The sequence below is a fragment of the Humidesulfovibrio idahonensis genome (genome assembly GCF_054657715.1).
The window spans coordinates 1,270,999-1,296,821 of the sequence record NZ_BAAHYE010000002.1; the positions used below are offsets into that span (position 1 = coordinate 1,270,999).

Genomic DNA, 25,823 nt, shown 5'->3' on the forward strand with positions numbered 1-25,823 from the left:
TCCGGCAGCATACCGGGGCGGGCGTTTCATTTTTCTTGGCAGGGAGGGCTACTCGGCCTGGAACAGCCCGCTCTTGCCGCCGCTCTTGTAGACCAGACGGCAGTTGGTGATGCGGATGTCCTTCTGCACGGCCTTGCACATGTCGTAGATGGTGGCGGCGGCCACCTGCGCGGCCAAAAGCGCCTCCATCTCCACGCCGGTGCGCGCGCTGGTGCGGGCCTCGGCTTCGATGCGCACAATGCCCGCGGCCTCGTCGATTTCAAAGGAGACGTCGGCGAAGTCTAGGGGCAAGGGATGGCACAAGGGAATGAGTTCGAAGGTGCGCTTGGCGGCCAGAATGCCCGCAATGCGCGCCGTGCCGAGCACCTCGCCCTTGGGCAGGGCCTTTTGCACCAGCAGGCGCATGGTCTCGGCATTGAGCAGGACCTCGGCTCGGACGCGGGCGATGCGCACGCTCTCGGCCTTGCCCGAGACATCAACCATGCGGGCGCGCCCCTCGGCGTCCAAGTGCGAGAAGTCCTGGCTCATGCTAGTCCCCCATGACCTTTTCCTTGGCCTTCTTGAAGAAGTTCTTGGCCTTCTTCAAAGGCTTCTCCTCTTCAAGCTTGGCGAATTCGCGCAGAAGCTCCTCCTGCTTGGCCGAGAGCCCGGTGGGCGTTTCCACGCGCACCTCGATGAGCAGGTCGCCTTTGCGGCCGCCGCTGGGATGGGGCATGCCCATGCCGCGCAGCTGGAATATCTCGCCGCCCTGGGTTCCCTTGGGAATATCCACCTTGATGGGCTCGTCCAGGGTGGGAATTTCAATCTTGTCGCCCAGGGCCGCCTGCACCATGCTGATGGTGCGGCGCAGCACAAGGTCCTGGCCCTGGCGTTCGAAGGTCTTGTCGGCCTCCACGCTGATGACCACAAAGAGGTCGCCGTGGGGGCCGCCGTTCACGCCGGGTTCGCCCTCGCCGCGCAAACGCAGGCGCGAGCCGTCGTCCACGCCGGCCGGAATGCGCACCTTGAGCTCGCGCACCTGGCTGGTGACACCCGCGCCGTGACAGGCGCCGCAGAACTTGGTGATGATCTTGCCCCGGCCGTGGCAGGTGGGGCAGGTGACGGAGATGCGGAAGAAGCCCTGCGCCTGCTGCACGTGGCCGGTGCCGCGGCACTGGCGGCAGTCGGTCATGTCGGTGCCGGGCTCCGCGCCGGTGCCCTTGCACTGTTCGCAAGGCACGTTCATGGGAATGCGCAGCTGCACCTCATCACCCTTGGCCGCTTGCCGGAAGGTGATGTTCAGGTTGTAGCGCAGGTCCATGCCCGCCTGGGGGCGCCTGCCGCCGCCACGCCCGCCGCCGCCGGAGAAGCCGAAGACTTCGCCGAAGATGTCGCTGAAGGCGCCGAAGATGTCCTCGGACGAGCTGAAGCCCTGCCCGCCGCCGTTCAGTCCGTCAGGACCGAAGGTGTCGTAGCGGCGGCGCTTCTCCGGGTCGCGCAGCACGTCGTAGGCCTCCGCGGCCTCCTTGAACTTCTGCTCGGCCTCGGGGTCTTCCTGGTTGCGGTCGGGGTGAAACTCAAAGGCCAGCTTGCGGTAGGCCTTCTTCAGCTCATCCTCGGAGGCGTTCTTCTCGACTCCGAGAACTTCATAGAAATCGCGCTTGGCCATTGGAGCGATCTTTAGGCTTCAGGGGCCTGGATGCCGGCCTCGGGGATCGATTCGCCGGGCAGCACCTTGCCCTGGGCGATCTCGCGCAGCGCGGTGACGGCCTCTTTGTTGTGCGAATCGATGAGCGGGGCGTAACCTTCACGATACTGCTTCACGCGCTTGATGGCCATCTGCACGATGAGAAAACGATTGGGGACCTTCTCGAGACAATCTTCAACTGTGATTCTCGCCATGAAGCACTCCTTGAAATCGAATGTTGAACCGGGACTGCCGCGCCGCGCGCCCTAAGGGGCCTTGGGCTGCCGCGCAGGCAGATATCCTTGCACATCTTCGAGCAGCTGGTTGGAGACCGGGTAGAACATCTCCTCCGATCCGACCTTGAGCCAGCACTGGTCCGCCGGGAGGCGGGGATCTGTAAAGAACGTAAAATTAGACAGCACCTTGCCGTCCTTCGCGAGAAGGTCGAGCTCCAGGCGCTGCGCCGCTGGGTAGCCCAGACGGGGCACCGGTTCCGCTTCGAACCTTAACTCTTTAAGTCGCCACAGCGTCATGTCAATACCCGACATCTTGCGGCCGGTATCGCGTTCCTCCCAGCCGGTGGGATTTTTGTCCACCTGCAGGGTCTGGTTGTTCGATATGGAGAAGATGCGCGCGCCCTCCACCTTGGTGGAGTCGAAGTTCACCACGCCGCGCCACTGCATGTCGTACGCTTGGCGGATAAGGCTCTTAGCCTTGTCCTTGTCGATGAGAAATCCGCTGGGGTGCCGTGAGGAGCGCCCGTAAACCTGATCGGCGTCGAGGGGGGCGAAGAGCTCCAGGCGCAACGGCGCAGTGGCTTTGGGCATCAGCATTTCTATGACGCAGGCGGGCTTGCCCGTCACCTGCCGGTCCGGCTTGGTCATGATGACATCCGCCGTGATGGCGGTGAGGTTGTGCACGTAGAGCCGAACCTCGGACGCGGTAAGGGTCGTGCCCTTCATGTTCGCCGGTTCGGTGAAGGTGAACACGTCGTCCTTGCGCTCCATGTCCCACTGCACGCCATGCCCGCCGAAAAGCGTGAGGCGCTGCACGTCTTCGCCGCGCACGTCGAGCAGCCGGGCATCGAAGTAGTATTCCGATGGCTTGTCGAAATGGTGCAGCACGCTCGCGTCGAGCAGGAACACCGACTCCGGCGCCAGGGAGCTGTGGGCGTAGATGGCCGCGCCGGTGGGCGTCTCGTGTCCCAGGGTCAGGCGGACCGGGCGGTCGTCGGAGCTTGAGGGCTTGAGCAGCATCTGCACGGCGGGAGAATCGAACCCGAGCTGCGTGGTGTCCACGCCGGCGGCCTGGTCCAGGGTCTGACGGGGGCGATTGTGGGTGATGGCCGCGAGCAGGGCTTCGATGCGCGCCACATCGGCGGGCACGGGCACGGCATCGGCGTCGGCGCCGTCAAGGCGCACCACCCAGCCGGAGGGCTCGCGCAGCAGGGTGTAGCGGTCCTTTCCGGAAACGATCTCGATGCTTTGCAGCGCGTCAATGGAGTAATCCGGCCAAACGCCAAGGGCGAGGCGCTGTTCCTGCTGATACAGGAAATAGCCGATGCCGAGCGCCATCAGCAGCACCAGCATAAGCAGCAGTCCAAGACGTGTGGCGGGATTGGTCAAGGCTGGCCTTCCAAGTATGGCTAAGGGCAGCGCCCTGGGGGAGTCTATCCTGACCGCGCAGGGGTGCGCGGCGGCGAATCGGTTGATCTTTAAACGAAGCTGTCACACAAAGGAGTTCCAGTTAACCGTGGGCCGGTTGCATGTCAAGCGCAAATAGCATAAGCCCCCCACGGATTGTTTGGAAGCCGAGAGAGGAGACGCCCATGGCCGGTTTTGGCAAGTTGACGTTTGCACAGAAGAAATGCGTCAGCACCGTTGGCATGCTGATGCAGAAGCTGGCGATGGTGGGCCCGGGCGCGCGCATCGGCGTGGCGGTTTCCGGCGGGGTGGACAGCTTCGCGCTCATCAAGACCCTGACCATCCGCAAGGCCATCATGCCCTTCCCCATCGAGCTCATGGTGCTGCACGTGAATCCCGGCTTCACCCCGGAGAGCCACAAACCGCTGGTGGACTGGTGCGCCAAGGAAGGCCTGGCCGCGCACATCGAGCTTTCGGACCACGGCCCCCGCGCCCATTCCGATGAAAACCGCAAGAACTCCCCGTGCTTCTTTTGCGCCATGCTGCGCCGCAAGCGCATCTTCGACCTGTGCAGCCAGTACAACCTGACGCACCTGGCCTTTGGCCACAATGCGGACGACCTCGTGGTCACCTTCTTCATGAACGTGGTGCAGAACGGCCGCGTGGACGGCCTCACCGCCTCCGAGGACTTCTTCGGCGGCCGCCTCAAGGTCATCCGCCCCGCGCTGTTTTTGGAAAAGTCCTTCATGCGCACGGCCGCACGCCAATGGGAGCTGCCCATTTGGAAGAACGACTGCCCGTCTTCCGGCAGCACGCGCCGCACGGAGATCCACGACTGGCTGCAGCTGGAGATGGGCCGCGACAAGCGCATCCGCAACAATGTCTTCAACGCCCTGACCCGCTACCAGCTGGACCGCCAGGAGCTTCCCTTGACCCCACAGCCCTGATGGGCTAGGTGAGAAACTTCCGGCAGTATTTCATAAACGCCAAGGTTCTGACAAAAAACAACATGTTGTTCGGCCGCTTCCATATCGTCATGTTCCGCGAAAAGCGCGGCACCACCCGCAAGATCCAAATGCGGGGCTGGATGCTCCTGGGCATCGGCCTTGTGCTGGCGCTCATGGTCTACGGCAACCTGGTGCTGCTCAAGAACATGGCCAGCAGCGGCACGCTGGAACGCAGCCTGAACCTCACCGAGAAATCCGCCAACGAGCAAAAGTCGCAGCTGCTCAACCTGAGCCAAAAGCTCATCAGCCTGCAGAAGGACGTCTCGCGCATCCGCGACTTCGACTCCAAGCTGCGCGTGATGATCAACCTGGAGCAGGAGAACACCATGAGCGTGGCCTCGCGCGGGGGGCCTGGGCAGGACTCCACCAAGGGCTACCTGCCCATATACCGGCAGGAGCTGCTGGCCCGCAAGATGAACGAGTTCTTGCGCCAGCTCTCGGTGGAGGCCAGGCTTGAGGAAGTGCGCCAGCAGGAAGTCATCCAACGCCTGCGCGCCAACAAGGACGTGCTGGAATCCACGCCTTCGGTGTGGCCGGCAGGCGGCTGGGTCACCTCCGGTTTCGGCTGGCGCAGCTCTCCCTTTACGGCCAAGAAGGAATTCCACAAGGGGCTCGACATCTCCGCCCCGGCCGGCACCCCCATCTACGCGCCGTCACGCGGCGTCGTGTCCTTCATCGAGCGCGACGCCTCCTACGGCCTTGTGGTCAACATCACCCACGGCACCGGGCTGGTGACGCGCTACGCCCACCTGCAACGCGCCAACGTGAAGCAGGGCCAGGTGGTGCAGCGCGGCGAGGTCATCGCCTTCATCGGCGATTCCGGCCGCAGCACGGGCCCGCACCTGCACTACGAGGTGCGCATAGGCGGCGTTCCCGTGAACCCCATGCGCTACATTCTGAACTAGCCCCAAACGCGCATTCAGCACCACTGCGATCAGCCCTTCCGGGCGCTCTATGCTTCAGCGCACGTTTGCCGCGCGGCCTTGCCACTTTACGCCCCGCACAAGGTGGGCTAGTCTGCGCTCGCTATGCCCGAACCGGTCCGCGCGACGTGCGCGAGACCGCTGTGAAGCAAAGCCGGACGGACGGGCAATGGACATCTTCAATTTCGACCCGAACATGGTCATGAGCTTCTACCTCACGCTGTTCCGCATCAGCGTGGTGCTCTTCGTCATGCCCTTTTTCGGCGATACGCTGCCCAACGTCGTCAAAGCCGCGCTGCTGCTCGTCATCACCCTGGCCGTGTGGCCCAAGCTGGCCTTTCCGGGCAGCTATTTTCCGGCCAATCCCATGAACATCGCCATCATGTTCGCGGGCGAGATCGTCCTCGGCCTCACCCTCGGCTGCATTGTGCGCATGATCATCGCGGCGGTGCAAATCGGCGGCGCCATCATCAACTTCCAAATGGGCTTCTCCATGGTCAACTCCATCGACCCCCTGACCGGCCAGGAAGAGCCCATGACCACGCACTTTATCTACATGTGCACCATGCTCACGTTCCTTTCGCTGAACGGGCACCTGCACCTGATAAAGGCCCTGGGCAGCAGCTTCGACATCGTACCGCCGGGGGGGCTGTTCCTCACCCCGGAACTCATGACCGAGGTCATGCTCTTCTCCAAGCAGATGTTCATCCTGGGCGTGCGCATCGCCGCGCCGGTCATCATGGCCCTGTTCCTGGTCGACCTGGCTCTGGCGCTTATTTCGCGCACCGCGCCGCAAATGAACATCCTGGTCATGGGCTTTCCCCTCAAGATCGCCGTGGGCTTCCTGTTCATGTCGTACGTCATGGAGATGATGAGCGACTATGTGACGAACTTCATTCAGGCCATGGACCAGGTGATGCTGCATCTCATGCATCTCGGCGTTCCCCACACGTAACGCGCAAACCGCCACTGAGCACGAAATGTCGAGAGACGATCCAAGTAGAACAGAAAAAGCGACCGGCAAGCGGATCAAGAAAGCGCGCGATGAAGGCAGCGTCGCCAAGTCTCCGGAAGTGAGCAAGGCGGTGGTGCTGCTGGTGGGCGTCATCGCCATGCGCTACATGATCCCCTACTTCTACAAGAATCTGACCGAAGTGTTTCAGTGGTACTTCACCGAGGGGCTGCGCCAGAACCTGGACCAGCAGACCGTCTACCATCTCTTCATCTGGTCTCTTGGCAAGTGCGCCCTCATGGTCATTCCGCTCATGGTGGTCATCGCCATTACGGCCTACGCCGCGGTGCGGCTGCAAGTGGGCAAGCTGTGGAGCTTCAAGTGGGACTGGTCGCGCATCAACTTCGACATTCCCAAGGCGCTCCAGCAGCTCATCATCAGCCCGGAAACCCTGGTGCGCCTGGGGCGCAGCATAGGCCAGGCCGCCGTGGTCGCCATCGCCCCCTATATCGTCATCAAGCAGGAGCTGCCGAACCTGGTGCCCCTGTTCCACCAGAACGTCATGGGCATAACCAGCTACATGCTGCTGGTGGCCTACAAGATGTGCTGCTACGCCCTGGTGCCCATGGTTCTCATCGCCATTGCCGACCTGTGGTACACGCGCTACCGCTACGACGACAACCTCATGATGACCAAGGAAGAAGTGAAGGACGAGCGCCGCCAGGCGGAAGGCGATCCCGTCATCAAGCAAAAGCAGTTGCGCAAAATGTACGAGGTCATAGGACGCCGGCTCAAAAGCACGGTGCCCAAGGCCGACGTGGTCATCACCAACCCCACCCACTTCGCCATCGCCCTTCGCTACGACCTCACCGAGGCGCCGGCCCCCATGGTCATCGCCAAAGGCGCGGACGCCATTGCCAAGAAAATCAGAGAGATCGCCATGGAATACGACATCCCCATCCACGAAAATCCACCGCTGGCACAGGCTTTGTATAAGCAGGTGGAAATCGGTGAGACAATCCCCGAGGAGATGTATCAGGCCGTGGCCGCCATATTGGCCAAGCTCTCGAAATTCAAGAGACGCCAGGCCTGATCTCCCCTGCGAACGGTTGACGGTCCCGCCGGTTTGAAACCGTGAGGAGCGTCAACAATATGTCTAGCGCCAAATTCGCCGCCGTCGACATCGATTACGCAAAGTTCGCCAAACAGGGCGACATCATGCTCGCCATCGGCGTTGTCGTCATCCTCATGATGATGCTCGTGCCCGTTCCCACGATCCTGCTCGACCTCATGCTCACCTTGAGCATTTCCATAAGCCTGGTGGTGCTCATCACCTGCATGTTCATGGAATCGCCCATGGAGTTCACCATCTTCCCGTCCCTTTTGCTCGTCACCACCTTGATGCGCCTTTCGCTGAACGTTGCGGCCACCCGCCTCGTTCTGCTCCACGGCGACGAGGGCACCAGCGCGGCGGGCTCGGTCATCCAAAGCTTCGGCGAGTTCGTCGTGGGCGGCAACTACGCCATCGGCATCGTCGTCTACTTCATCCTCTTCACCATCAACAAGACCGTCATCGTCTCCGGTATGACGCGCATCGCCGAAGTCGCCGCCCGCTTCACCCTGGATTCCATGCCCGGCAAGCAGATGGCCGTTGAGGCCGACCTGAACGCCGGGCTCATCGACGAGCCCGAAGCCACCAAGCGCCGCAACAGGATCCGCAAGGAATCGGACTTCTACGGCGCCATGGACGGTGCGGGCAAGTTCGTTCAAGGTGACGTGAAGGCCGGCATGATCCTGCTGCTCATCAACGTCATCGGCGGCTTCTTCGTCGGCGTGTTCCAAAAGGGCATGCCCTGGCAGGAAGCGGCCCGCACCTACACCCTGCTCTCCATCGGCGACGGCCTGGTCTCCACCATCCCCTCGCTCATCATCGCCACGGGTTCGGGCATCATCGTCTCGCGCGCGGCGGCAGAGGCCAAGATGGGCGAGGAATTCCTGGGCCAGCTGACCTTCCACCACCGGGCCCTCAAGCTCGTGTCCGGCATCCTGGTCGTTTTCGCCCTGGTGCCCGGCCTGCCGACCATCCCCTTCCTCATGTTCGCCGCGCTTGTCTTCTGGGTGGCCCGCATGTCCGAGCGCACCCGCCCGGCCCACGACGCCCAGCAGCAGGCCGAAAAGGACAAGGCCAACGGCACCGGACCCAAGCTCGACACGCCCGAGGAAGTGCAGTCGCTGCTGCCCCTCGACCAGCTGGAGCTGGAAGTCGGCTACGGTCTCATTCCCCTGGTGGACGAGGAGCAGAACGGCAACCTGCTCTCGCGCATCCGCAGCATCCGCCGCCAGTTCGCGCTGGACATGGGCGTGGTCATCCCCTCGCTGCACCTGCGCGACAATTTGCAGCTCAAGCCCGGCGAATACCGCGTGCTGGTGAAGGGCAACCCCATCGCCTCGGCGGAGATTCTCATCGACCACTTCCTGGCCATGGACCCGGGCGACGCCAAGCAGCGCATCGAAGGCGTGGCCACAGTGGAGCCGGCCTTCAACCTGCCCGCCGTGTGGATTCCGGAAGCCCGACGCGAGGCGGCCATGCTCGCCGGCTACACCGTGGTGGATCCCTCCACTGTCGTGGCCACGCACCTGACCGAAGTCTTCCGCCGCAATCTGCACGAGTTCCTGGGCCGCCAGGAAGTGCAGGAACTGTTGAACAATCTGTCCAAGCGCGCGCCAAAGGCCGTGGAGAATCTGGTGCCCGGCGTGCTGCCACTGGGAACGGTGCAGAAGGTTCTGCAAAACCTGGTGCGCGAGGGCATCTCCATCCGCGACATGCTCTCCATCGTGGAAGCCCTGGCCGACTACGGTCCGGCCGTACAGGAGCCCGCGGTGCTCACCGAGTACATCCGCTCGCGCATGGGCCGCACCATCGTCAAGGGCTTCCTGTCCAGCGACAACTCGCTGCCCATCCTCACCCTGGCCAACGACATCGACACCGTGCTGATCAACAGCCTGCGCAACACGGACCAGGGAGGCTACCTCGCTCTGGAGCCGGCCAAGGCCCAGCAGATCATCAAGGCCATCTCCACCGCGCAGGACGCCGCCATCGGCACCGACGGCCAGCCGGTTCTGCTCACCACGCCGCAGGTGCGGCCGCACTTGGCCCAATTGTTGCTTCGCTTCCTGCCAACGTTGCCTGTGATTTCGCAGGCGGAAATACCGGCAGATATTCGCATCCAATCCTTGGCCACTGTGAAACTGAGCTAGAGCAGCCATGCACGTAAAAACATTCAAGGGATCGGATATGCAGGCGGCCCTCGCGAGGGTCAAGGCCGAGCTGGGCGATGAGGCGATCATCCTGGGCACCAAGACCGTTCGGGGCGCTTCGGGCAAGGGCTGTGAAATCACGGCCGCCATCGACCCCAGAAGCGCGGCGGCGCCTTCGCGGAACACGCCGCTGATGCCCGCGCGCGACGCCAGCGGCATAATGCCGCAAATGGACCCGAGCCCGGCGGACTGGGCCTGCGAGTGGCGGCAGATCAAGGACCAGCTCATGGCCCTGGTGAAGCCGCAGCTCAACATGGACGAGCTGACGCCCCGCCAGCGCGTGGCCATAAAGTACCTGGAGCGCGAGGAAGCCGACATGCAGGTGCTTTTGCGCGTCTACCTGGAGCTCAAGGCCGATCCGGACCGGCCCATCCTGCCGGTTCTGGAGTCCGTGGCGCCGTGTTACGGCTTCGAGTCAAAAAAGTGGCGTCAGAAGTTCCACGTCTTCGCCGGTCCACACGGCGTGGGCAAAACCCTGACGCTCATCCGCCTGGCCCTGCGCGAAAAGCAGGCCCGGCCCAAGGCCCGCATCTGCGTGGTTGCGGCCGACCAGGGCCAGGGCAAGGGGCGGCTGGTGCTGCGCCACTACGCAGACCTTTCCGGGCTGGCCTTCCGCGAGGCGGGCAGCGCCGAGGAGATGCAGGAACTCATCAAGGAAGCGCCGAAGTTCGACATGATCTTTGTGGACATGCCCGGACTGACGGGAAAAGCCGCACTGAGCGAGCATTTGGCCGATCTGGGCCTGGACGACGGCGTGGACATGGCCGCGCATCTGGTCCTTGCGCCCTACTTCGCGGCGAGCCAGTATGCGGAAATAGCCCGGCGCTACATGTGCCCGCAGTTGCAAAGTCTCATCTGGACGAAACTGGACGAAGCCTGTAGTTTCGGAGCGCTGCTCAATATGGCGCGGCTCACGGAACTGCCCGTATCCGCCTTGTCTTTCGGCTCTGGGCTCAAGAACAGCATCGCCCCGGCCCAAAGTGACATGTTGTGGCGGTTGATCTTCAAGCACACGCTGCCCGGCCAAAGCGCCGAGCAGGCGGCATAAGGCGAGGCACAATGACTGCGACGGCACTCCCACTGGTCTTTTCCGTCACCTCCGGCAAGGGCGGCGTCGGCAAGACGAACATCTCGGTGAACCTCGCCTGCGCGCTGACCAAGATGGGCAAGCGCGTGGTCATCCTCGACGCCGACCTCGGTCTGGCGAACGTGGACGTCATTTTGGGCCTTGCGCCCAAGCTGAACCTCTTCCACCTGTTCAACGAAGGCATGACGCTGGAAAAAATCCTGTGCGATACGCCCTACGGCTTCCGCATTCTGCCCGCGGCTTCAGGCGTCAGCGACATGGTGAACTTAAGCACCGGGCAAAAGCTGGACCTTCTCGAAGCCATGGACTACTTAGAAGGCGGGATCGATCATTTGATCGTGGACACGGGAGCGGGCATCAACGACAACGTGCTCTATTTCAACATCGCCGCGCAGGAGCGGCTTGTCGTTTTGACCACTGAGCCGACCTCGCTCACCGACGCCTACGCACTTATCAAGGTGCTGAAGCTGAACCACGGCGTGGACCGCTTCCGCGTTTTGGTGAACATGGCCAAGGACGAGAAGACGGCAAAAGAAATTTTCGTTAAATTGTACAATGCCTGCGATCATTTTCTCTCCGGCGTGTCCCTTGACCTGGTGGGCTTCATCCCCCTCGACCCAGCGGTGCGCAAAGCGGTCATCAACCAGACCCCCTTTGCGCATATGAGCCCGAATTGCCCGGCCAGCGTGGCCATCAGACAGGCGGCAGAGAGAATTAATACCTGGAAGGTCACGGCAAAAGCAGATGGAAACATCAAGTTCTTTTGGAAAAAGCTCCTCTTCCAGGAGCAGTCCGTGGCGTGAGTTGGAAGGCGGACAACGGGCCTGGGCGCATTTCCCCCCCCGCGACCAGGAACAGATAGTCCGCCACTACGCCCCGAAGATTCGCATCCTGGCTTTGCGGATGAAGAACAAGCTTCCGCAGAGCGTGGAGCTTGGCGAACTCATCAGCGCCGGAAGCATCGGACTTCTTGACGCCCTGGGCAAGTTCCGCCCGGAGCTCGGCATCAAGTTCGACACGTATTCCGAGAACCGCATCAAGGGCGCCATGCTCGACGAGCTGCGGCGCATGGACTGGTTCTCGCGCGGGATGCGCCAGAAGGTGAAGATGCTCGACGAGGCCATGCGCCAAATCGAGCACGAGACCGGCGCCACGCCCACGCACGAGCAGCTGGCCACCAAGACCGGCATGTCGCCGCGCGAGGTGCAGAACGGCCTGGAGGCTCTGCAGAACCAGCTTTGCGTCAGCCTCGACGCCTTTCAGGAGAATTTCGTCGGCACCAGCGAATCCTTGTCGGAAAACGAGCCGTATCAATCCACGGCTTTTCAGGAAATGGTTGACAAGATTGCGGGGCTCATAGAAGAATTGACGCCCAGAGAGAAGCTTGTCATATCTCTGTATTACGGCGAAGAGTTGAACATGAAGGAAACCGCCCAGGTCATGGACATCACCGAAGGGCGGGTCTCCCAACTGCATTCCCAGGCCCTTGCCAAACTGCGTGACAGTTTCCGCAGGCGTTACGAAAACGAAGGCTGACAGGAGAAAGAAATCATGCCCGCAGACAGGAATATGCGCATCCTCGTTGTTGACGACTTTTCGACCATGCGCAAAATCATCAAGAACATTCTCCGCCAGCTCGGCTTCAACAACGTCGTCGAGTCTGACGATGGAACCACTGCCTGGGAAACGCTCAATCGCGACAACATCGACTTCATCATCTCCGACTGGAACATGCCGCAGATGACCGGCATCGAGCTGCTGCGCAAGGTGCGCTCCAGCGAGGAGTACGCCGCCACGCCGTTCCTCATGGTCACGGCCGAGGCCCAGCAGGAGAACATCATCGAAGCCGTGCAGGCCAAGGTTTCCAACTACATCGTCAAACCGTTCACGCCCGAGACTCTGGGCCAGAAGATCGACAAGATCTTCGGCAACTAAAGCCCGGGCCCTTGACCGGGGGGCATCGCGTTCATCATGGCTGATCAGACCGAGGAGACCGGGGGAGCGCCCGCAAGCGGGACCAAACAGTCCGATGCCATGATCGACACCAGCGAGGCCTCGCGCGGGACGCAGAAGGTCGAGCTCGATCTGGAGGACGCGCCCTTCCTTGAAGAGGAAGAAGAGGTCAAGCCGCAACCGCCAAAGCCGGCCGAGCCGGTTGCGCTGGATACGGGAGAGAAGAAGCCCAACGGGCTTGACCGCAAGAAAAAGCTCATCATTCTCGGAATCGCCGCTCTGGTGCTTTTGGTCATTGCGGGAGTCTCCATCAAGATGTTTTTCTTCAAGGGCAAGGCCGCCCCCCCGCCAGTGGCGGAGGCCCCGAAAGAGGCCGCCAACGCCACCGAAGCCAAACCAGAGCCGCAGGAATTGCAAGTCCGGCTTGATCCGTTTTGGGTGGAGCAAAAGGGCGAAGGCGACGAAGTCCGTTTCCTCATCGTGCGCATTCTGCTCACCACGACGGAACAGGCGAGCGTGCGGGATTTCCAGCAGAAGCTCATGCCCGCCCGCAACGCCATCTTCTACTACCTGAAGAATAAAGACGTTCAGTTTCTGGCCGATGAGCATAATGCGGAGAAGTTGCGGAGCGAACTGCTGCTGGTCATCAACCAATACGTTGCAGACGGCAAATTCGACAACCTGATGTTCGAGGAGTACGTGGTGAAGTAGATGTCCTCCAGCCCGCTGGACCTGCCCATCCTCATTTCGCAGCTGCCCAACGTGCAACAGGTTTTGGGGCCTCAGCACATTCCGCACGAGGCGCAGCAGGTTCTCTTCGGCCAGATGGTGGCCGAGAACCAGCGCAAGGAAGAGCACAACGTGCAGGAAGTGGAGAAGGATGAAGGGCTTGCCGCCATGGGACGCGACACAGGCGGCAACAACAAGCAGGCGCAGCAGCAAGCGCAGCGCCAAGCCAAGCCCAAGCACGCGGCCGAAACAGATCAGACCATCGGGGCAACGTCCTCTTCAAATGCCTCGCCCTGGTCCGGAAACATCATCAACGTCAAGATTTAGCCAGCCAGGCTAGCCGTCTTTCCCGTCCTTGCCTACCTTCTCGTCCTCAGCCTGCTCCTTCTCTGTCGGAAAACGCCCAAGATACCAGAAATAGAGCCACTTCGACCGCTCTCTTCGCGGACGCAGCTCGCCAGCCCCGCTGCCGGGCCTCGCCTTCATGCGGTCCACATAGATGGCGAGTCCCAAGCCTATTCCCAGCACAACAAGCGCGAACACCCAGTTCGGCATGTTTGATCCTCCCCTGACGGCACATGGGATCAGTCATTATCAAAAGCGTATGCCTTTATATTTTAAAACGCGAGATATAATCTCCAGCCCTGGCGGCATTGCCTCCTGCCACGGGAATGTGCATAATGGACTAACGGCGAGATGCGGAACGCAGCCGTTAAAACACCACGACAAGGAGACCTTATGTCCGGAGCCAGCGAGTTCACCCTGTTCAGCGGCGGCGCCCAGGGCGCGGAAGCGGAGTTCGGCAAACAGGCCGAACTGTTCGGCGTTCAAGAGGTCAATTATTCCTTTGAAGGCCATAAGATAGAGCGCAACCGGGGCCTGCGGATGCTGACCCAGGAAGAACTCATGCGCAAGGACGTGAGCCTCACCTACGTCTCCAAACTGCTCGACCGCAACTTCAGCAACGGCCCGCTCATCCGCATGGTTCTGCGCACCATCATGTATCAGGTGGATGCCGGGCTCGAGGTGTTCGTCATCGGCGCCATTCTGGACAACGGCACGGTCAACGGCGGCACCGGCTGGGGCGCGGAGTTCGCCAAGATCTGCAACAAACCCCTGTTCGTCTTCGATCAGGTGAAGAACGGCTGGTTCACCTGGACCGACAACGCCTGGCACCCAGTGGCCAATCCGGTCATCACCAAGGCGCACTTCACCGGCACCGGCACACGGTTCCTGGAGGACAACGGCCGCGCGGCCATCGCCGCCCTGTTCGCCCAATCCTTCGGCGCGCCGAAATAGTCATTGCGAGATCAAACGGCGCGCGGCGGCTCCCCACGGAACCGCCCGCGCCTTTTTTATTGCACCACACGCCCCGGCTCATTGCATTTCAAGGCAAAACCGGGCATCTGACCGGCATCGGCAACTCCCCTGCCGGGCGTTCCACAGCTAAACAACAGGTGCCGACATGCAGATATCCGCCCTCATGCTTTTGGCCCTCACCATCACCGAGCTGGCCTTGCTGTTCGTTGTCATCGCCTTCTACCTGCGCCTGCGCAAGTCAGAGGCGCTCATCGCCCGCATGCAGACCAAGCAGGAAGAATTTCTCGTCAAACTGCGCGCCAACGCCCAGCTGGAGCAGGAGCTTGTGGACAGCTTCGGCCGCAGGCAAGAGGAACTCGCCCGGCTCGACACCGACCTGACCGAGCGCGTGATCATGCTGAACAAGCTGCTCAAGCAGGCCGACGAATACGCCCGCTCGCCCCAATTCCTGCGCCAAATCATCATCACCGGCCACCGCCAGGGCAAAAGCGTCAAGGAACTCTCCAAGGCCACCGGCATCGGCACCGACGAGGTGGAACTCATCATCGACCAGTCGGGCCTGTAGCCCGGCGCGTGCCCATGCGCATCGGCGGCTATGGCGGCGGCTTTGGCCAACCCAGCGGCGAACGCGACCGCGCGGCCGCCTTCCGCGCGCGCCACAGCATCGGCCAGCGGGTCAAGGGGCGCATTTTGCGCCGCGAGGCCAGCGGACTCTACTGGGTGCAAATCGGCGGCGAGGACCTGCTGGCCAGGCTTGAGGTCAACGCCAGCCCAGGCGACCAGCTCATGTTCATCGTGCGGGCGCTGACCCCGGAGATCATGCTCCAGGCGCTTTCCGCCGGAGTGGATACGGGTGATTTGACGGGCCTTGTGCAACGCTTCCGCGCCGCGCGCGAGGTGTTCGAAACCCAGGGCGCCGCGATCCTGGCGCTTGTGGCCGCAATCCCTCCGCAGGCAGCGCTCCGGCGCGAAGCGTTCTTCATAGCCCTCGACGCGCACACTGAGTCGGCCCAGAACCTGGCCAAGGCGCTGGATTATCTCGCGCAGATCAACGCCGGGCTTGCCGCTGCGCAAAACGCCCAGGCGCTTTACGAGCCTTGGCTCCTGCCGGGGCTGCGCCGCCAAGAGACCCTGCGCCGCGCCAGGGCCGACGGCTGCATCGAGACGGGTTTAAGCGCCACGGACGCGGCCTGCGGCGGCATTGAGGCGCGGATCTTCTCCGGCGCCTCCGCCAGGATTGTGGTGCTGGCCGAGCATCCGTCCCAGGCTGGGGGCGCACTTGTTGAGCTCAGCGCCATGGCCCGCGAAATGCTTGGCCAGGAACCCCAGATGCATGGGCCGAACCAGCTTCGTTCTTCCGCATTGGGCGGCATTCTCGGGGAGCTGTTCGGCGATGTGCCCATGTGGTCTTCGGGCGGGCTGAACACCCGCGTTTAGGTGCCCGCCTGTTCCCTCACGCTTAGTGCCCGCTCACTGCCGCACCGAACACCAGCGCCCTGTTTCCCCTTTAAAAAGTCTTTGGAAAGGGGCCCGGGGGAAAACCTTTTTCCTGAAAGGTTCTCCCCCGGATTCCCCGCCGCCAGCCTTCCTGCCACCTTTCTCAACGCCAAAAAAAAAACGCCCCGAAGGGCGTTTCTGAAGGTCTTCTTTCAAACGTCTAAGCCATGGCTGGCTGGCCGCGCAGGCCGGAGGGAACAGGCTGTTTCGCCGGCGCCTTGGCGGGCACAGCCGCCGGAACCGCGACAGGAAGCTCAAGGGTGCGCTCTTCCAGGTACTCCGCGGCGTTGTCTTCCAGGTAGCGCAGGAAGGAGTTGTTCAGCGCATGGCCGGAAGCGAAGACCTCGAAGCGGCCCTGCAGAGGCAGGCCCATGACGGCCATGTCGCCCACGAAGTCGAGGAGCTTGTGCCGCACGAACTCATCGGGGTAGCGCAGGCCGTCTGTGTTCAGCACGCCGAATTCGTCGAGCACCACGGCGTTATCCAGGTTGCCGCCCAGGGCCAAGCCGTTGGCGTGCAGGTACTCCACTTCGCGCAGGAACCCGAAGGTACGCGCCTTGGCGAGATCGGTGCTGAAAAGATCGGGGGTGACTTCCATGGAGAGGTTCTGCCGGCCGATGAGCGGATGGGCGAACTGGATGGTGTAGTCGACCGCGAAGCCGTCGTGCGGGGTGGCCTTGATGAACTTGCCGTCACGCTCGAACACGATGGGCTTGGTGATGGCCAGGACCTTGCGCGCCTTGTTCTGGCGGCGCAGACCGGCCTGATTCAGCAGGTAGACGAAGGAGGCGGCGCTGCCGTCCATAATGGGCAGCTCGCGGCCCTGCACTTCGATGCGGATATTGTCGATGCCGAGGCCGCGCACGGAGGCCAGCAGGTGTTCGACGGTGGCGATGTGGTCGTGGCCGTTGCCCAGGCTGGTGGCCAGGCCGGTATCGACGACGAGGCGCGGTTTGGGGCTCAGAAAGGAAGTGCCAGACCCGCTGCGCAGAGCGAACAGAATTCCCGTGTCCTCGGGGGCCGGACGCAGCACCATTTCAACCTGCTTGCCGCTATGCAAGCCGATTCCCGTGCAGCGTACCGTGTTGCGAATGGTGGTCTGATGCATAATTCCTCCAACGCACGGGACTATGCACAGGGGATGCCAACGTGAAACAATGTTTCAACTATGCCGATTGATTTGATTTTCCGTAAAGCCGCTACATGGGCGGACTGTGTTGTTTCCACCACAACGTCGCATAGGTGCGACATTCTTGTTTTAAACTGGCGCGTTTTCGCAAAAGCGCACGGCCTTGAGGATGCGGTCCAGCCCGGCATAATCCTTGAGGATGACGGCACCGCCCAGTCCAAGGCCGGGCGAGGCGGCGAGTTCCAGGGCGGCCTGCCCCTGTCCGCTGCCGATCTCGCAAAGCAGCGCGCCGCCGGGCCGCAGGGCGCGTGCGGCAACGGGCAGCAGCCCGCGCAGATGCGCAAGCCCCTGCTCCGGGCTCACCAGGGCCAGCTCCGGTTCGAAGTCCCGCACCTCCGGCGACAATCCGGCGTACTCCTCTTGGGTGACATAAGGCGGATTGGCCACCACGAGGTCCAGAGACGCGGGCGGCAGTTCAAGGCTGGTGAAGTCTGCGCAGCGGAACTCCAATCGTTCGGCAACGCCGTGGGCGCGGGCGTTCTGCCTGGCGACTTCCAGCGCCGCGCCGGAGAGGTCCACCGCAAGGCCATGGGCTGCGGGAAATTCATGGGCGAGGGTGACGGCCAGCGCGCCGGACCCGGTGCCGAAGTCGGCAAAGGCCAGCGGCGCTTTGGAGGGGTAAAGGCGCTGCGCCTCCTCGACGATGCACTCCGTCTCCGGCCGGGGGATGAGCACGTCGGGCGTGACGCGGAAGGCCAGACCGAAGAACTCGCGCTCGCCCAGGATGTAGGCGACGGGTTCGCCTACGGCGCGGCGCGCGACCAGCGCGCGCAGGGCGTCCAACTGGTCGGGGTCAAGCTTGTCCGTGTGGCGCACAATGAGGCCGAGGCGGGAGAGCTCGAAGGCCTTGCCGGCCAACAGCTCTGCGGAAAGACGCGGAGCGTCTATCCCGGCGGCGGAGAGTTGCTTTTCGGCCCAGGCGACGGCCTCGCGCACGGTGCCGGGCGTCTCGCCAAGGCGCGTCCGTGGATCGTGCTTGGCCAAGAGCGCGGCAAGGGCGCCCAGCTTGCGCGGGCCTTCCACGGTTTTAGGAGCCGGAGGCTTGCAGCTTCAGAGCCTCGGTCTGGTAGTGGCTGGTCAGGGCCTGGATAAGATCGCCGCAATCGCCTTCCATCACCGCGTCCAGCTTGTAGAGCGTGAGGTTGATGCGGTGGTCGGTCACGCGGCCCTGGGGGAAATTGTATGTGCGGATGCGCTCGGAGCGGTCGCCGGAGCCCACCTGCGCGCGGCGGATGTCCGTCTCCACGGCCTTGGCCTTCTCCTGCTCCTGGGCCAGCAAGCGCGAGCGCAGCACCTTCATGGCCGAGGCCTTGTTCTTGTGCTGCGACTTCTCGTCCTGGCACTGCACGACCAGGCCGGAGGGGATGTGCGTGATGCGCACGGCGGACTCCGTCCGGTTGACGTGCTGGCCGCCCGCGCCGCTGGCGCGGAACACGTCGATGCGCAGGTCCTCGGTGCGGATGTTCACATCCACTTCCTCGGCCTCGGGCATGATGGCCACAGTGACAGCGCTGGTGTGGATGCGGCCCTGGGCCTCGGTGGCGGGCACACGCTGCACGCGGTGCACTCCCGCTTCCCACTTGAGCTTGCTGTACACGCGCTCGCCGGAAATGGAGGCGATGACTTCCTTGTAGCCGCCGGTGTCGGTGGGGCTCGCGTCAAGAATCTCCACGCGCCAGCCGATGCGTTCGGCAAAGCGGGTGTACATGCGGAAAAGATCGGCGCAGAAAAGCGCGGCTTCCTCGCCGCCGGTGCCGGCGCGGATTTCCAGGATGCTGTTCTTGTCGTCCAGCGGGTCCTTGGGCAGAAGCATCAACTTCAGGCTGGCGTCCAGCTCTTCCTGGCGGGCCTTGAGCCCCTCGGCCTCTGATTCGGCCATTTCGCGCATTTCCGGGTCGGCGTCGCGCAGCAGTTCGTGGTTGTCCGCCAGTTCCTGGCTCACGCGCTTGTATTCCTGAAAAGCGCGCACAATGGCGCCCAGGTCGGCGTGGCTCTTGGCGACCTTGCGGTAGCGCTCCTGGTCGGCCAGCACCTCGGGCGCGCCCAGCTCTTTTTCAAGGTCCGCAAAGCTGCGTTCAATTTCTTCAAGTTTGGCGAACATCAGGAGCAGCCCTCCTCGCTCACGGCGCATTTGAGGGCGGCCATGGCCACCTCGACCTGGCTGTCGTCAGGCTCCTTGGTGGTGAGCATCTGAAGCGCCAGCCCGGGCCAGCACAGCATGCGGCAGAGCACGTTGGTGTTGAACTTGCCGGCGAAGCGGATGATCTCGTAGGCCACGCAGGCCACGGGGATCATGAACAGCAATTTGGCGCCGACAATGTAGAGGTGTTTGAGCAGGAACACGTCCGGCTTGTAGAGCGAAAGCAGCACGGGCACAAAAATAGTGTGCAGCAATATGCTGACCGCAAGCACGAAGAGCAGGAACGACGTGCCGCAGCGCGGATGCAGGCGGCTTTGGGCCTGCGCGCCGGCAATGGACAACGGCTGCCCGCTCTCGAAATTCCAGATCACCTTGTGCTCCGCGCCGTGGTACTGGAACACGCGGCGGATGTCGGGCACGAAGGAGATGGCGGCGATGTAGCCGACGAAGACAAGCATCTTGTACACGCCGTCCCAGGCGTTGAAGCTCAAGGACTCCACGTCGCCGGAAAGGCCGAGCCACTGCATGACGGCGGAAAGCACGTGCGGCACCACGACGAACAGCCCCAGGGCCACGCCCAAGGCCACGACCATGGTGACCACCAGATGCCACGGCGTCAGTTCGCTCTCGCCCTCTTCATCCTCCGCGCTCTGCATGGCGGAAAAGTTGAGCGCCTTGATGCCGTTGACCAGGGTCTCAAGCAGCACGGGAAACCCGCGCAGAAAAGGCTTTTTGAGGATGGACGCATTGGTGAGGGTGAACCAGGGGCGGAGCTCCACGACGATCTGGCCGTCGGGCTTGCGCACGGCAATGGCGAGACGGTTCTTGGAGCGCATCATCACGCCCTCAATGACAGCCTGGCCGCCCACAGTGGAGTTCGCGGCACAAAAAGGAAAAAGGGAGCGTTTCAAGAGGGCAACCTCTGGATGGTCAAGGGGCAATGGCCAAATGGACCGCCAGCCGGAACATCCGGCAGGCCCCTTCCAGATAATCCCGGCCCGGACAAAGTAAAGACACGCGGCGGAATCAGCGATTCAACCGCGCCACGCCCGGGCGGGGGGAAACAAGAATGCCTCCATTGGCTTACCCAACAGAGGCATTCCAGTGTGCGCGCGGGTGCGCTACTTTTTGGCGTCGGCGAGGTTCGCGTACTTCTTGCGGAAACGGTCGATGCGGCCGGCGGTATCCACAAAACGCTGCTTGCCCGTGTAGAACGGGTGGCAGTTGGAGCAGATTTCAACGGTCACTTCGCTACCCTTGACGGTAAGAAGTTCGGTTTCGTAACCGCAGTTGCAGCGCACTTTGGCGTTGATGACGTTGGGATGAATATCTTTTTTCATGTCAGTCTCCGTGCTCAGTGTTCACTTGAAGAAGGGGCATATACGCCCGAAGTTTCCGGATTGCAAGGGGCGCGCGGCGTGTTTTTTTCCCAAAGTCCGGTTCCGATGCGGCAGCGGCACCAGTTGTTGACTTCCGCACCCGGTACGGCTAGCAAAGATTCTCGCTCATTGCCAGCAGAAACCATACGGGAGTCCGGGGAACCGGGCTGAGAGGGCCCCTGCCACCGGGGCCGACCGTGGAACCTGATACGGGTCATGCCGTTGGAGGAAATGGACCAGCCTGATGTATTTCCGGCCTCCCCCATCAACGCATGCCCCTTTGAACAGCCCCGCCCGGGCGAAACAAGGAGTGCGCATGTCCCTGCTCAAAAAGAATCCCTCCCTTGCGGCCATGCTCGACGAGAACATGGCCAAGCTCTGCGCTTACGAGCACATGACCGAGGCCGACATCCGCGCCCGCATCGACCGGGGCACGCTGACGCTTTTGGCCAACCCGAAACACAAGAACGTGCGCGCCACGCTCATCGGCCAGCCCGCGCGGGTCAAGGTCAACGCCAACATCGGCACCTCGCCCGTCACCAGCGACCTCTCCGGCGAGACGGACAAGCTGCAGGTGGCGGAAAACGCCGGCGCCGACGCGGTGATGGACCTTTCTACCGCAGGCGACCTGGACGGCATCCGCCAGCGCATGCTGGACGCCTCGCCCCTGCCCCTGGGCACCGTGCCCATTTACGCCGTGGCGCAGCAGTGCACAGAGTCCGGCCGCGACCCCTCCGGCTTCGAGCCCGCCGAGATTCTGGCAGAGGTGGCCAAGCAGGCCGAACAGGGCGTGGACTTCATGACCCTGCACTGCGGCCTCACCAAGCGCGGCGCGGAGCTGGCCATGGACGGCTCGCGCCAACTCGGCATCGTCTCGCGCGGGGGCGCCATTCTGGCCCGCTGGATGCGCCGCACCGGGCAGGAAAACCCCCTGCTCACCCACTACGACGAGCTGCTCGACATCTGCCGCAAGCACAACGTGGTCATCAGCCTGGGCGACGGTCTGCGCCCCGGCGCGGGCGTTGACGCGGGCGATCCTGCCCAGTGGGAGGAGGTGCTGACCCTGGGCGTTTTGGCGCGCCGGGCGTGGGCCGCAGGGGTCGGCGTCATGATCGAAGGTCCGGGCCACGTGCCCCTGCATCTGGTGCAGGCGCAGATCCAGGGCATCAAGCGCGCCACCTTCGGCGCGCCGCTCTATGTGCTTGGCCCGCTGGTGACGGACACCGCTGCCGGACGCGACCACATCGCCGGGGCCATTGGCGGCGCGTTGGCCGCGCAGTATGGCGCGGACTTCCTGTGCTACCTCACCCCGGCCGAGCATTTGTGCCTGCCCGACGCCAAGGACGTGCACGAGGGCGTGCTGGCCTCGCGCATCGCCGCACAGGCGGGCGAAACCGCCCTTGGCCGCCCCTGGGCCGTTGAACGAGAGAACGCCATGGGCGTGGCCCGCCTGAAGCTGGACTGGAAGGGCATGGCCGACGCTGCCCTGGACCCCTGCCTGGTGCGCCAGCGCTCCCAGGGCACGGAGCATGGCAAGGAATGCGGCATGTGCGGCAAGTTCTGCGCCATCCGCATGGCCGAGCCGGAAAAGTAGCCGACAGCGAACATATGCGCCCGCCGCGAGCGATCACACTTGCGGCGGGCGAAAAAAAAGAGGCGGGGGCAAATGCTCCCGCCTCTTTGCAAACTGAGGGGCTGTCGGACTACACGCAGCCGGTGGGCTTGGGCAGGCCGGCCATTTTGCAGGCGCCTTTGCCGGGGCCGGAGGGGAACAGCTCGTAGATCTCCTTCAGCTTGTATCCGGTCACCTTGGACAGGATGCGCACCATGGGAGCAATGCCGTTCTTCTTGTAGTAATCCTGCAGGAAGTCGATGACTTTCTGGTGGTTCTCAGAGATGACGGCGATGCCTTCGCTCTCTTTGATGTACTCGACCCAATCAGGGTTCCATTCCTCAAACTTCAACAGAAAGCCGTCCTCATCCACTTCGAACTTTTTGCCTTTGTACTCGAGAAAAGCCATTCGTCGTCCTCCTCATAGGATCTTATGGGAAAAGCCTTAACCGCTTGATTCCGAAATTCGACGCGATCAAGCACAGGCTGTTCGCGTCTGAGTGGGAGTAATGGATTTTCAGCTCCCGGTCAATACGGTCTGGGAGTATATCCGCCTTTTCGGAGGAATTTTATTCCGCCGCGTGTTCCAGCAACTCGTCCAGATGCTTTTGGGCGTATTCCAGGCTGGCGTCCAGCTCCAGAGCCGCCCCCAAACACTCCAGCGCCGCCTCGCGCTCGCCCAGGAACTTGTGGCACAGGCCGAGGTTAGCCAAGTCCGGGGCCGAGCCGCTGTCGAGGCCGAGCACGGCGTGAAAGTCATCCTTGGCGAGATCGTATTGCCCGGCCTTGAACCGCCCCACTCCGCGCAGGTTGAAGTATTCCTTCACCTCGGCGTCGAGGCCGATGGCCCGGTCCAGGTGCGGCATGGCCGCGCTCCACTCCCCTTCCTGCGACAAGGCGTAGGCCTGATAGAAGGCGCACAGGGCGCGCTCTCCGGCGGCGGGCTGGCTGGCCTCCGCCTTGGCGAACAACGCCGCCGCGCCGGGAATGTCTCCCAGGCGCAGGGCCAGCAAGGCCTGAAAGAACGGCAGATAGTACGCGTCCGGCGCAACCTCGGCCAAGACGGCCAGTCCGGCCTGGGCCTCGTCGTCCGGCGCTTCCTCGGCCAGCTTGCGGCCCACGAAAAGCCCCAGGCTGCGGTGCGCCGTGCGCTCGCGGAAGTCGAAGCCCGGCACCAGATTGTAGTTGGCGGGCACGTCCAGGTCCGCGCGGGTGGTGGGCACGGTGTACAGCGTGTAGCCCTGGGCCAGCAGCCCCTCGGCCAGGCGGGCCACCTCCACGCGGATGTTCCGGTCCTCCACGCTCGGCAGGGAGGCGAGGTCCACCACAGGCCCCTTGGTGAGCCAGGCGAACTGGCCGGGGTCCGTGAACTTGCGCAGGCCCGAGGCCTCGTACACGCGGCCGGTCTCGAAGTCTCCCGCCAGCTGGGCGATCTCCGTCACCGCGCGCACGGCCGCCTTCACAGGCGTGGCCGCGGTTCCAGCCGTGTACACGATCTCGCTCAAGCCGGGGAAGGTCTTGGGATCAAACGCCAAAGCGGCCACGGTGGGCACGGGCATGCCCAGGGAGAAATCCTTTAGCAGCAACATGATGCCGTTCTTGCGGAAGCGTTCGCACAAATCCTGAAGCACCGGGTCGTCCAGGGTGTCCTGGCTGATGGTGGGCACTTCCGGCGAGGTGCGGTCGATGATGGCCGAGACGTGGCGCTCCACCAGCTCGCAGCCGCCCTGGAGCACGGATTCCTCAGGAGTGTTGCCGGCGCTTGAGCCGTTGAATTCGTTCAGGGTCTTGAACCAGTCCAGGGGCAGCACGCAGGTTTCGCCCGTGGCCACATTGAGCGCCGGGCAAAAACGCCAGCGCACGAGGTTCATGAGCCGCCGCGCGTTCTCCGGGGTCAGCTTGTCCTCCACGGATTGGCAGACCTGCTTGATGTCCATGAGCTGCGCGCCGTAAAGCTTCTCCGCCTCGGCCCAGGTGGCCAGGGTGAAGTTCTCCTCGTCGGCCCAGAAGCTGAAGTAGCTGAAGCGCTCCACAAGCTCCATCAACGCCGAGGCCTCGGCCTGCTCCGGGCTCGCGCCCTTGCCCATCTGCTTGCGCGTGGGCATGACGGACCGCGCCTCGGGCCCGCAGATGCTCAAGAACACGGGGATGCCGAGACGGCCGGTGTCCACCCGCTTGGTCTCCTCAAGCACGCCCTTGCACTTCTCGTCCAGCTTGGCCTTGACCTTGGCCACGGTCTCCGCCGGAGGCGCGGCCTTGTCCTGATCGGTGGTGTAGACCTTGAAACAGTCTTTGAGCTGCAGCATGTGGGCTCCTTGCGACAAGAAGCCCGGAATATCGCTTCCGGGCTTCTTGGTGATGATGAAAGGGGATGGGCCGCGCGCGCGTGGCCTTGCTCTCGCTAGTCTTCCAGCTGCTGGATGCCCTCGAGCCGCCAGTTGGCCTTCAAGTCGCCCGTGGGACGGGAGAAGTGCCAGACTTCGCGGATTTGCTTGGGCCGGTCCTCGCTCGCGTCCTCGCGCAGCAGCACGTCGAAGAGCACCGTGGCGACGGTGTCCTGCGCTTCCTCGCGGAACTCCAGCAGCTTGCCGTTGACCAGCAGCAGCTCCGTCTTGGACGGCGAGGGGTCGGCCACGGCCTGGCGCTTGATCTCGGCCAGGACCTCGGGCGTGGTGAAGAGCGCGATGTCGTTCAGGTCGCGGCGGTCCCAGGAATGCTGCAGCCGCGCATACACGGTCTTGGCGCCTTCCAGAAAGTCGGGAACGCTGAAGCCTTCGGGCACCACGGGTTCGGCGGGCGCCTCGGAAGCGGGGGCCACGCCGAAGCCGCCGGTGGGATTGGCCCCGGCAGGAGGCGGCGTGGGCTGCTGCGGCTGGGAGCGCAGGTTGTCCCAGCTCTGCTCCGCGCGGTAGCGGGCATCAGGCTTCAGATCTTCCGGGCGCACGCTCTGCGGGCCGGGGACGTTCGCCGCGCCGGAGCGGCCGCGCAACAGCCTGTAGCCCAAATAGACGATGAGCCCGATGAGCAGGATGTCCATGAGGCCGATGCCGCCGCCAGCGCCCCAGCCGCCGCCGTGGCCGAAGAGCATGGAGCCGATGAGGCCGCCGGCCATGAAGCCGCCAAGTCCCCAGCCCATGCGTCCGAACATGCCGGGAGACTGCGGCTGCGCCAGGGGAGGCGTTTGCGTCTGCGTGGCGCTGCGCGCGGTCTGGCCGGGCTGCGCCGGGGAGGAAGGCGCATAGGGCGCGCTGGGCGCCGGGGTGTAGCTGCGGCTATAGGTGCTTCTGCCGCCAAAGGACGTTCCACCGCCCATGCGCTTGGCAAAGGCGCAGTCGACAGTCAGCGCACCGGCCAGGGCCAGGGCCAGCATAATGCTCACAAACTTCTTTTTCATTGTCGTTCGGTCCT

At 63.2% G+C, this 25,823-nt stretch carries 28 protein-coding genes and 1 riboswitch; of the genes, 15 read left to right on the plus strand and 13 right to left on the minus strand.

Annotated features, from left to right (window positions below):
- Positions 1-48: 48 nt before the first annotated feature.
- Genes moaC through ACYQ4W_RS06280 form a run of 4 tightly spaced genes read right to left on the minus strand, consistent with a single transcriptional unit; the run spans position 49 to position 3,291 of the window.
- The gene (moaC, locus tag ACYQ4W_RS06265; RefSeq protein ID WP_459854135.1) at positions 49-528 is read right to left on the minus strand and encodes a cyclic pyranopterin monophosphate synthase MoaC; all 480 of its coding nucleotides are present in this window, start codon (positions 526-528) and stop codon (positions 49-51) included.
- Between the two features lies 1 nt (position 529).
- Positions 530-1,648, minus strand: coding sequence for a molecular chaperone DnaJ (gene dnaJ / locus ACYQ4W_RS06270; RefSeq protein ID WP_459854138.1), 1,119 nt, complete (start codon positions 1,646-1,648; stop codon positions 530-532).
- 11 nt (positions 1,649-1,659) lie between these two features.
- Positions 1,660-1,881: a DNA-directed RNA polymerase subunit omega gene (rpoZ, locus tag ACYQ4W_RS06275; RefSeq protein WP_459854140.1), complete on the minus strand. Its 222-nt coding sequence runs from the start codon at positions 1,879-1,881 to the stop codon at positions 1,660-1,662.
- Positions 1,882-1,932: 51 nt separating this feature from the next.
- A complete protein-coding gene (locus tag ACYQ4W_RS06280) occupies positions 1,933-3,291 on the minus strand; it encodes a DUF4340 domain-containing protein (protein WP_459854143.1) in 1,359 nt (452 codons plus the stop codon).
- Between the two features lie 203 nt (positions 3,292-3,494).
- On the opposite strand from ACYQ4W_RS06280, the gene ACYQ4W_RS06285 reads away from it, so the two are divergent.
- The 11 genes from ACYQ4W_RS06285 to ACYQ4W_RS06335 all read left to right on the plus strand — a co-directional run bounded on the left by ACYQ4W_RS06285 (position 3,495) and on the right by ACYQ4W_RS06335 (position 13,605).
- Complete coding sequence (locus ACYQ4W_RS06285; RefSeq protein WP_459854145.1) at positions 3,495-4,256, plus strand: tRNA lysidine(34) synthetase; 762 nt, start codon at positions 3,495-3,497, stop codon at positions 4,254-4,256.
- A 62-nt stretch (positions 4,257-4,318) separates the two neighbouring features.
- Positions 4,319-5,221: a M23 family metallopeptidase gene (locus ACYQ4W_RS06290; RefSeq protein WP_459854147.1), complete on the plus strand. Its 903-nt coding sequence runs from the start codon at positions 4,319-4,321 to the stop codon at positions 5,219-5,221.
- 187 nt (positions 5,222-5,408) lie between these two features.
- The gene (gene fliR, locus ACYQ4W_RS06295; RefSeq protein ID WP_459854150.1) at positions 5,409-6,194 is read left to right on the plus strand and encodes a flagellar biosynthetic protein FliR; all 786 of its coding nucleotides are present in this window, start codon (positions 5,409-5,411) and stop codon (positions 6,192-6,194) included.
- A 25-nt stretch (positions 6,195-6,219) separates the two neighbouring features.
- On the plus strand, positions 6,220-7,284 hold the full coding sequence (gene flhB / locus ACYQ4W_RS06300; RefSeq protein ID WP_459854153.1) for a flagellar type III secretion system protein FlhB: 1,065 nt from the start codon (positions 6,220-6,222) through the stop codon (positions 7,282-7,284).
- Between the two features lie 59 nt (positions 7,285-7,343).
- Positions 7,344-9,449, plus strand: coding sequence for a flagellar biosynthesis protein FlhA (gene flhA / locus ACYQ4W_RS06305; protein ID WP_459854156.1), 2,106 nt, complete (start codon positions 7,344-7,346; stop codon positions 9,447-9,449).
- A gap of 37 nt (positions 9,450-9,486) precedes the next feature.
- Entirely contained in the window at positions 9,487-10,557 is a 1,071-nt protein-coding gene (locus tag ACYQ4W_RS06310) for a flagellar biosynthesis protein FlhF (protein ID WP_459854159.1), read from the plus strand.
- Between the two features lie 11 nt (positions 10,558-10,568).
- Positions 10,569-11,399, plus strand: a complete 831-nt coding sequence (locus ACYQ4W_RS06315) for a MinD/ParA family protein (protein WP_459854161.1) — start codon at positions 10,569-10,571, stop codon at positions 11,397-11,399.
- On the plus strand, positions 11,341-12,132 hold the full coding sequence (locus ACYQ4W_RS06320; RefSeq protein ID WP_459854163.1) for a FliA/WhiG family RNA polymerase sigma factor: 792 nt from the start codon (positions 11,341-11,343) through the stop codon (positions 12,130-12,132). The genes ACYQ4W_RS06315 and ACYQ4W_RS06320 overlap by 59 nt, the downstream gene beginning before the upstream one ends.
- A 15-nt stretch (positions 12,133-12,147) precedes the next feature.
- Positions 12,148-12,531 carry a chemotaxis response regulator CheY gene (locus ACYQ4W_RS06325; RefSeq protein ID WP_459854165.1) on the plus strand — a complete coding sequence of 128 codons (384 nt, stop codon included), beginning with the start codon at positions 12,148-12,150 and terminating at the stop codon, positions 12,529-12,531.
- A gap of 36 nt (positions 12,532-12,567) precedes the next feature.
- Entirely contained in the window at positions 12,568-13,260 is a 693-nt protein-coding gene (locus tag ACYQ4W_RS06330; protein ID WP_459854168.1) for a flagellar basal body-associated FliL family protein, read from the plus strand.
- A complete protein-coding gene (locus tag ACYQ4W_RS06335) occupies positions 13,261-13,605 on the plus strand; it encodes a hypothetical protein (protein ID WP_459854170.1) in 345 nt (114 codons plus the stop codon).
- A 9-nt stretch (positions 13,606-13,614) separates the two neighbouring features.
- On the opposite strand, the gene ACYQ4W_RS06340 is transcribed toward ACYQ4W_RS06335, so the two are convergent.
- Complete coding sequence (locus ACYQ4W_RS06340) at positions 13,615-13,833, minus strand: hypothetical protein (RefSeq protein ID WP_459854173.1); 219 nt, start codon at positions 13,831-13,833, stop codon at positions 13,615-13,617.
- A 183-nt stretch (positions 13,834-14,016) separates the two neighbouring features.
- Between ACYQ4W_RS06340 and ACYQ4W_RS06345 the strand changes: the two genes are divergently transcribed.
- The 3 genes from ACYQ4W_RS06345 (at position 14,017) to ACYQ4W_RS06355 (ending at position 16,035) form a co-directional block, all read left to right on the plus strand.
- Positions 14,017-14,577, plus strand: coding sequence for a hypothetical protein (locus tag ACYQ4W_RS06345; protein ID WP_459854176.1), 561 nt, complete (start codon positions 14,017-14,019; stop codon positions 14,575-14,577).
- Positions 14,578-14,743: 166 nt separating this feature from the next.
- A complete protein-coding gene (locus ACYQ4W_RS06350; protein WP_459854179.1) occupies positions 14,744-15,163 on the plus strand; it encodes a hypothetical protein in 420 nt (139 codons plus the stop codon).
- Positions 15,164-15,171: 8 nt separating this feature from the next.
- Positions 15,172-16,035 carry a hypothetical protein gene (locus ACYQ4W_RS06355; RefSeq protein ID WP_459854181.1) on the plus strand — a complete coding sequence of 288 codons (864 nt, stop codon included), beginning with the start codon at positions 15,172-15,174 and terminating at the stop codon, positions 16,033-16,035.
- A gap of 220 nt (positions 16,036-16,255) precedes the next feature.
- Here the strand turns inward: ACYQ4W_RS06355 and lpxC are convergent, their stop codons facing one another.
- The 5 genes from lpxC to rpmE form a co-directional block, all read right to left on the minus strand.
- Positions 16,256-17,203 (minus strand): UDP-3-O-acyl-N-acetylglucosamine deacetylase, encoded by a 948-nt coding sequence (gene lpxC / locus ACYQ4W_RS06360; RefSeq protein WP_459854184.1) that lies wholly within the window; start codon positions 17,201-17,203, stop codon positions 16,256-16,258.
- Between the two features lie 150 nt (positions 17,204-17,353).
- Positions 17,354-18,307, minus strand: coding sequence for a peptide chain release factor N(5)-glutamine methyltransferase (gene prmC / locus ACYQ4W_RS06365; RefSeq protein WP_459854187.1), 954 nt, complete (start codon positions 18,305-18,307; stop codon positions 17,354-17,356).
- A 4-nt stretch (positions 18,308-18,311) separates the two neighbouring features.
- A complete protein-coding gene (gene prfA / locus ACYQ4W_RS06370; RefSeq protein ID WP_459854188.1) occupies positions 18,312-19,385 on the minus strand; it encodes a peptide chain release factor 1 in 1,074 nt (357 codons plus the stop codon).
- Complete coding sequence (locus ACYQ4W_RS06375; RefSeq protein ID WP_459854190.1) at positions 19,385-20,263, minus strand: DUF1385 domain-containing protein; 879 nt, start codon at positions 20,261-20,263, stop codon at positions 19,385-19,387. Before ACYQ4W_RS06375 ends, prfA begins: the two co-directional genes overlap by 1 nt.
- A 282-nt stretch (positions 20,264-20,545) precedes the next feature.
- Positions 20,546-20,764, minus strand: a complete 219-nt coding sequence (gene rpmE, locus ACYQ4W_RS06380; RefSeq protein WP_459854193.1) for a 50S ribosomal protein L31 — start codon at positions 20,762-20,764, stop codon at positions 20,546-20,548.
- Positions 20,765-20,939: 175 nt separating this feature from the next.
- Positions 20,940-21,051, plus strand: a riboswitch (TPP riboswitch).
- Positions 21,052-21,119: 68 nt separating this feature from the next.
- Here rpmE and thiC point away from each other — a divergent pair.
- Complete coding sequence (thiC, locus tag ACYQ4W_RS06385; RefSeq protein WP_459854196.1) at positions 21,120-22,397, plus strand: phosphomethylpyrimidine synthase ThiC; 1,278 nt, start codon at positions 21,120-21,122, stop codon at positions 22,395-22,397.
- A 109-nt stretch (positions 22,398-22,506) separates the two neighbouring features.
- Here thiC and ACYQ4W_RS06390 read toward each other — a convergent pair whose 3' ends face one another.
- From ACYQ4W_RS06390 to ACYQ4W_RS06400, 3 genes are all read right to left on the minus strand, one after another.
- A complete protein-coding gene (locus ACYQ4W_RS06390; protein WP_459854198.1) occupies positions 22,507-22,824 on the minus strand; it encodes a TusE/DsrC/DsvC family sulfur relay protein in 318 nt (105 codons plus the stop codon).
- A 160-nt stretch (positions 22,825-22,984) separates the two neighbouring features.
- Positions 22,985-24,721, minus strand: coding sequence for a YcaO-like family protein (locus ACYQ4W_RS06395; RefSeq protein ID WP_459854201.1), 1,737 nt, complete (start codon positions 24,719-24,721; stop codon positions 22,985-22,987).
- A 95-nt stretch (positions 24,722-24,816) separates the two neighbouring features.
- Positions 24,817-25,809: a TIM44-like domain-containing protein gene (locus tag ACYQ4W_RS06400; protein ID WP_459854204.1), complete on the minus strand. Its 993-nt coding sequence runs from the start codon at positions 25,807-25,809 to the stop codon at positions 24,817-24,819.
- Between the last annotated feature and the right edge of the window lie 14 nt (positions 25,810-25,823).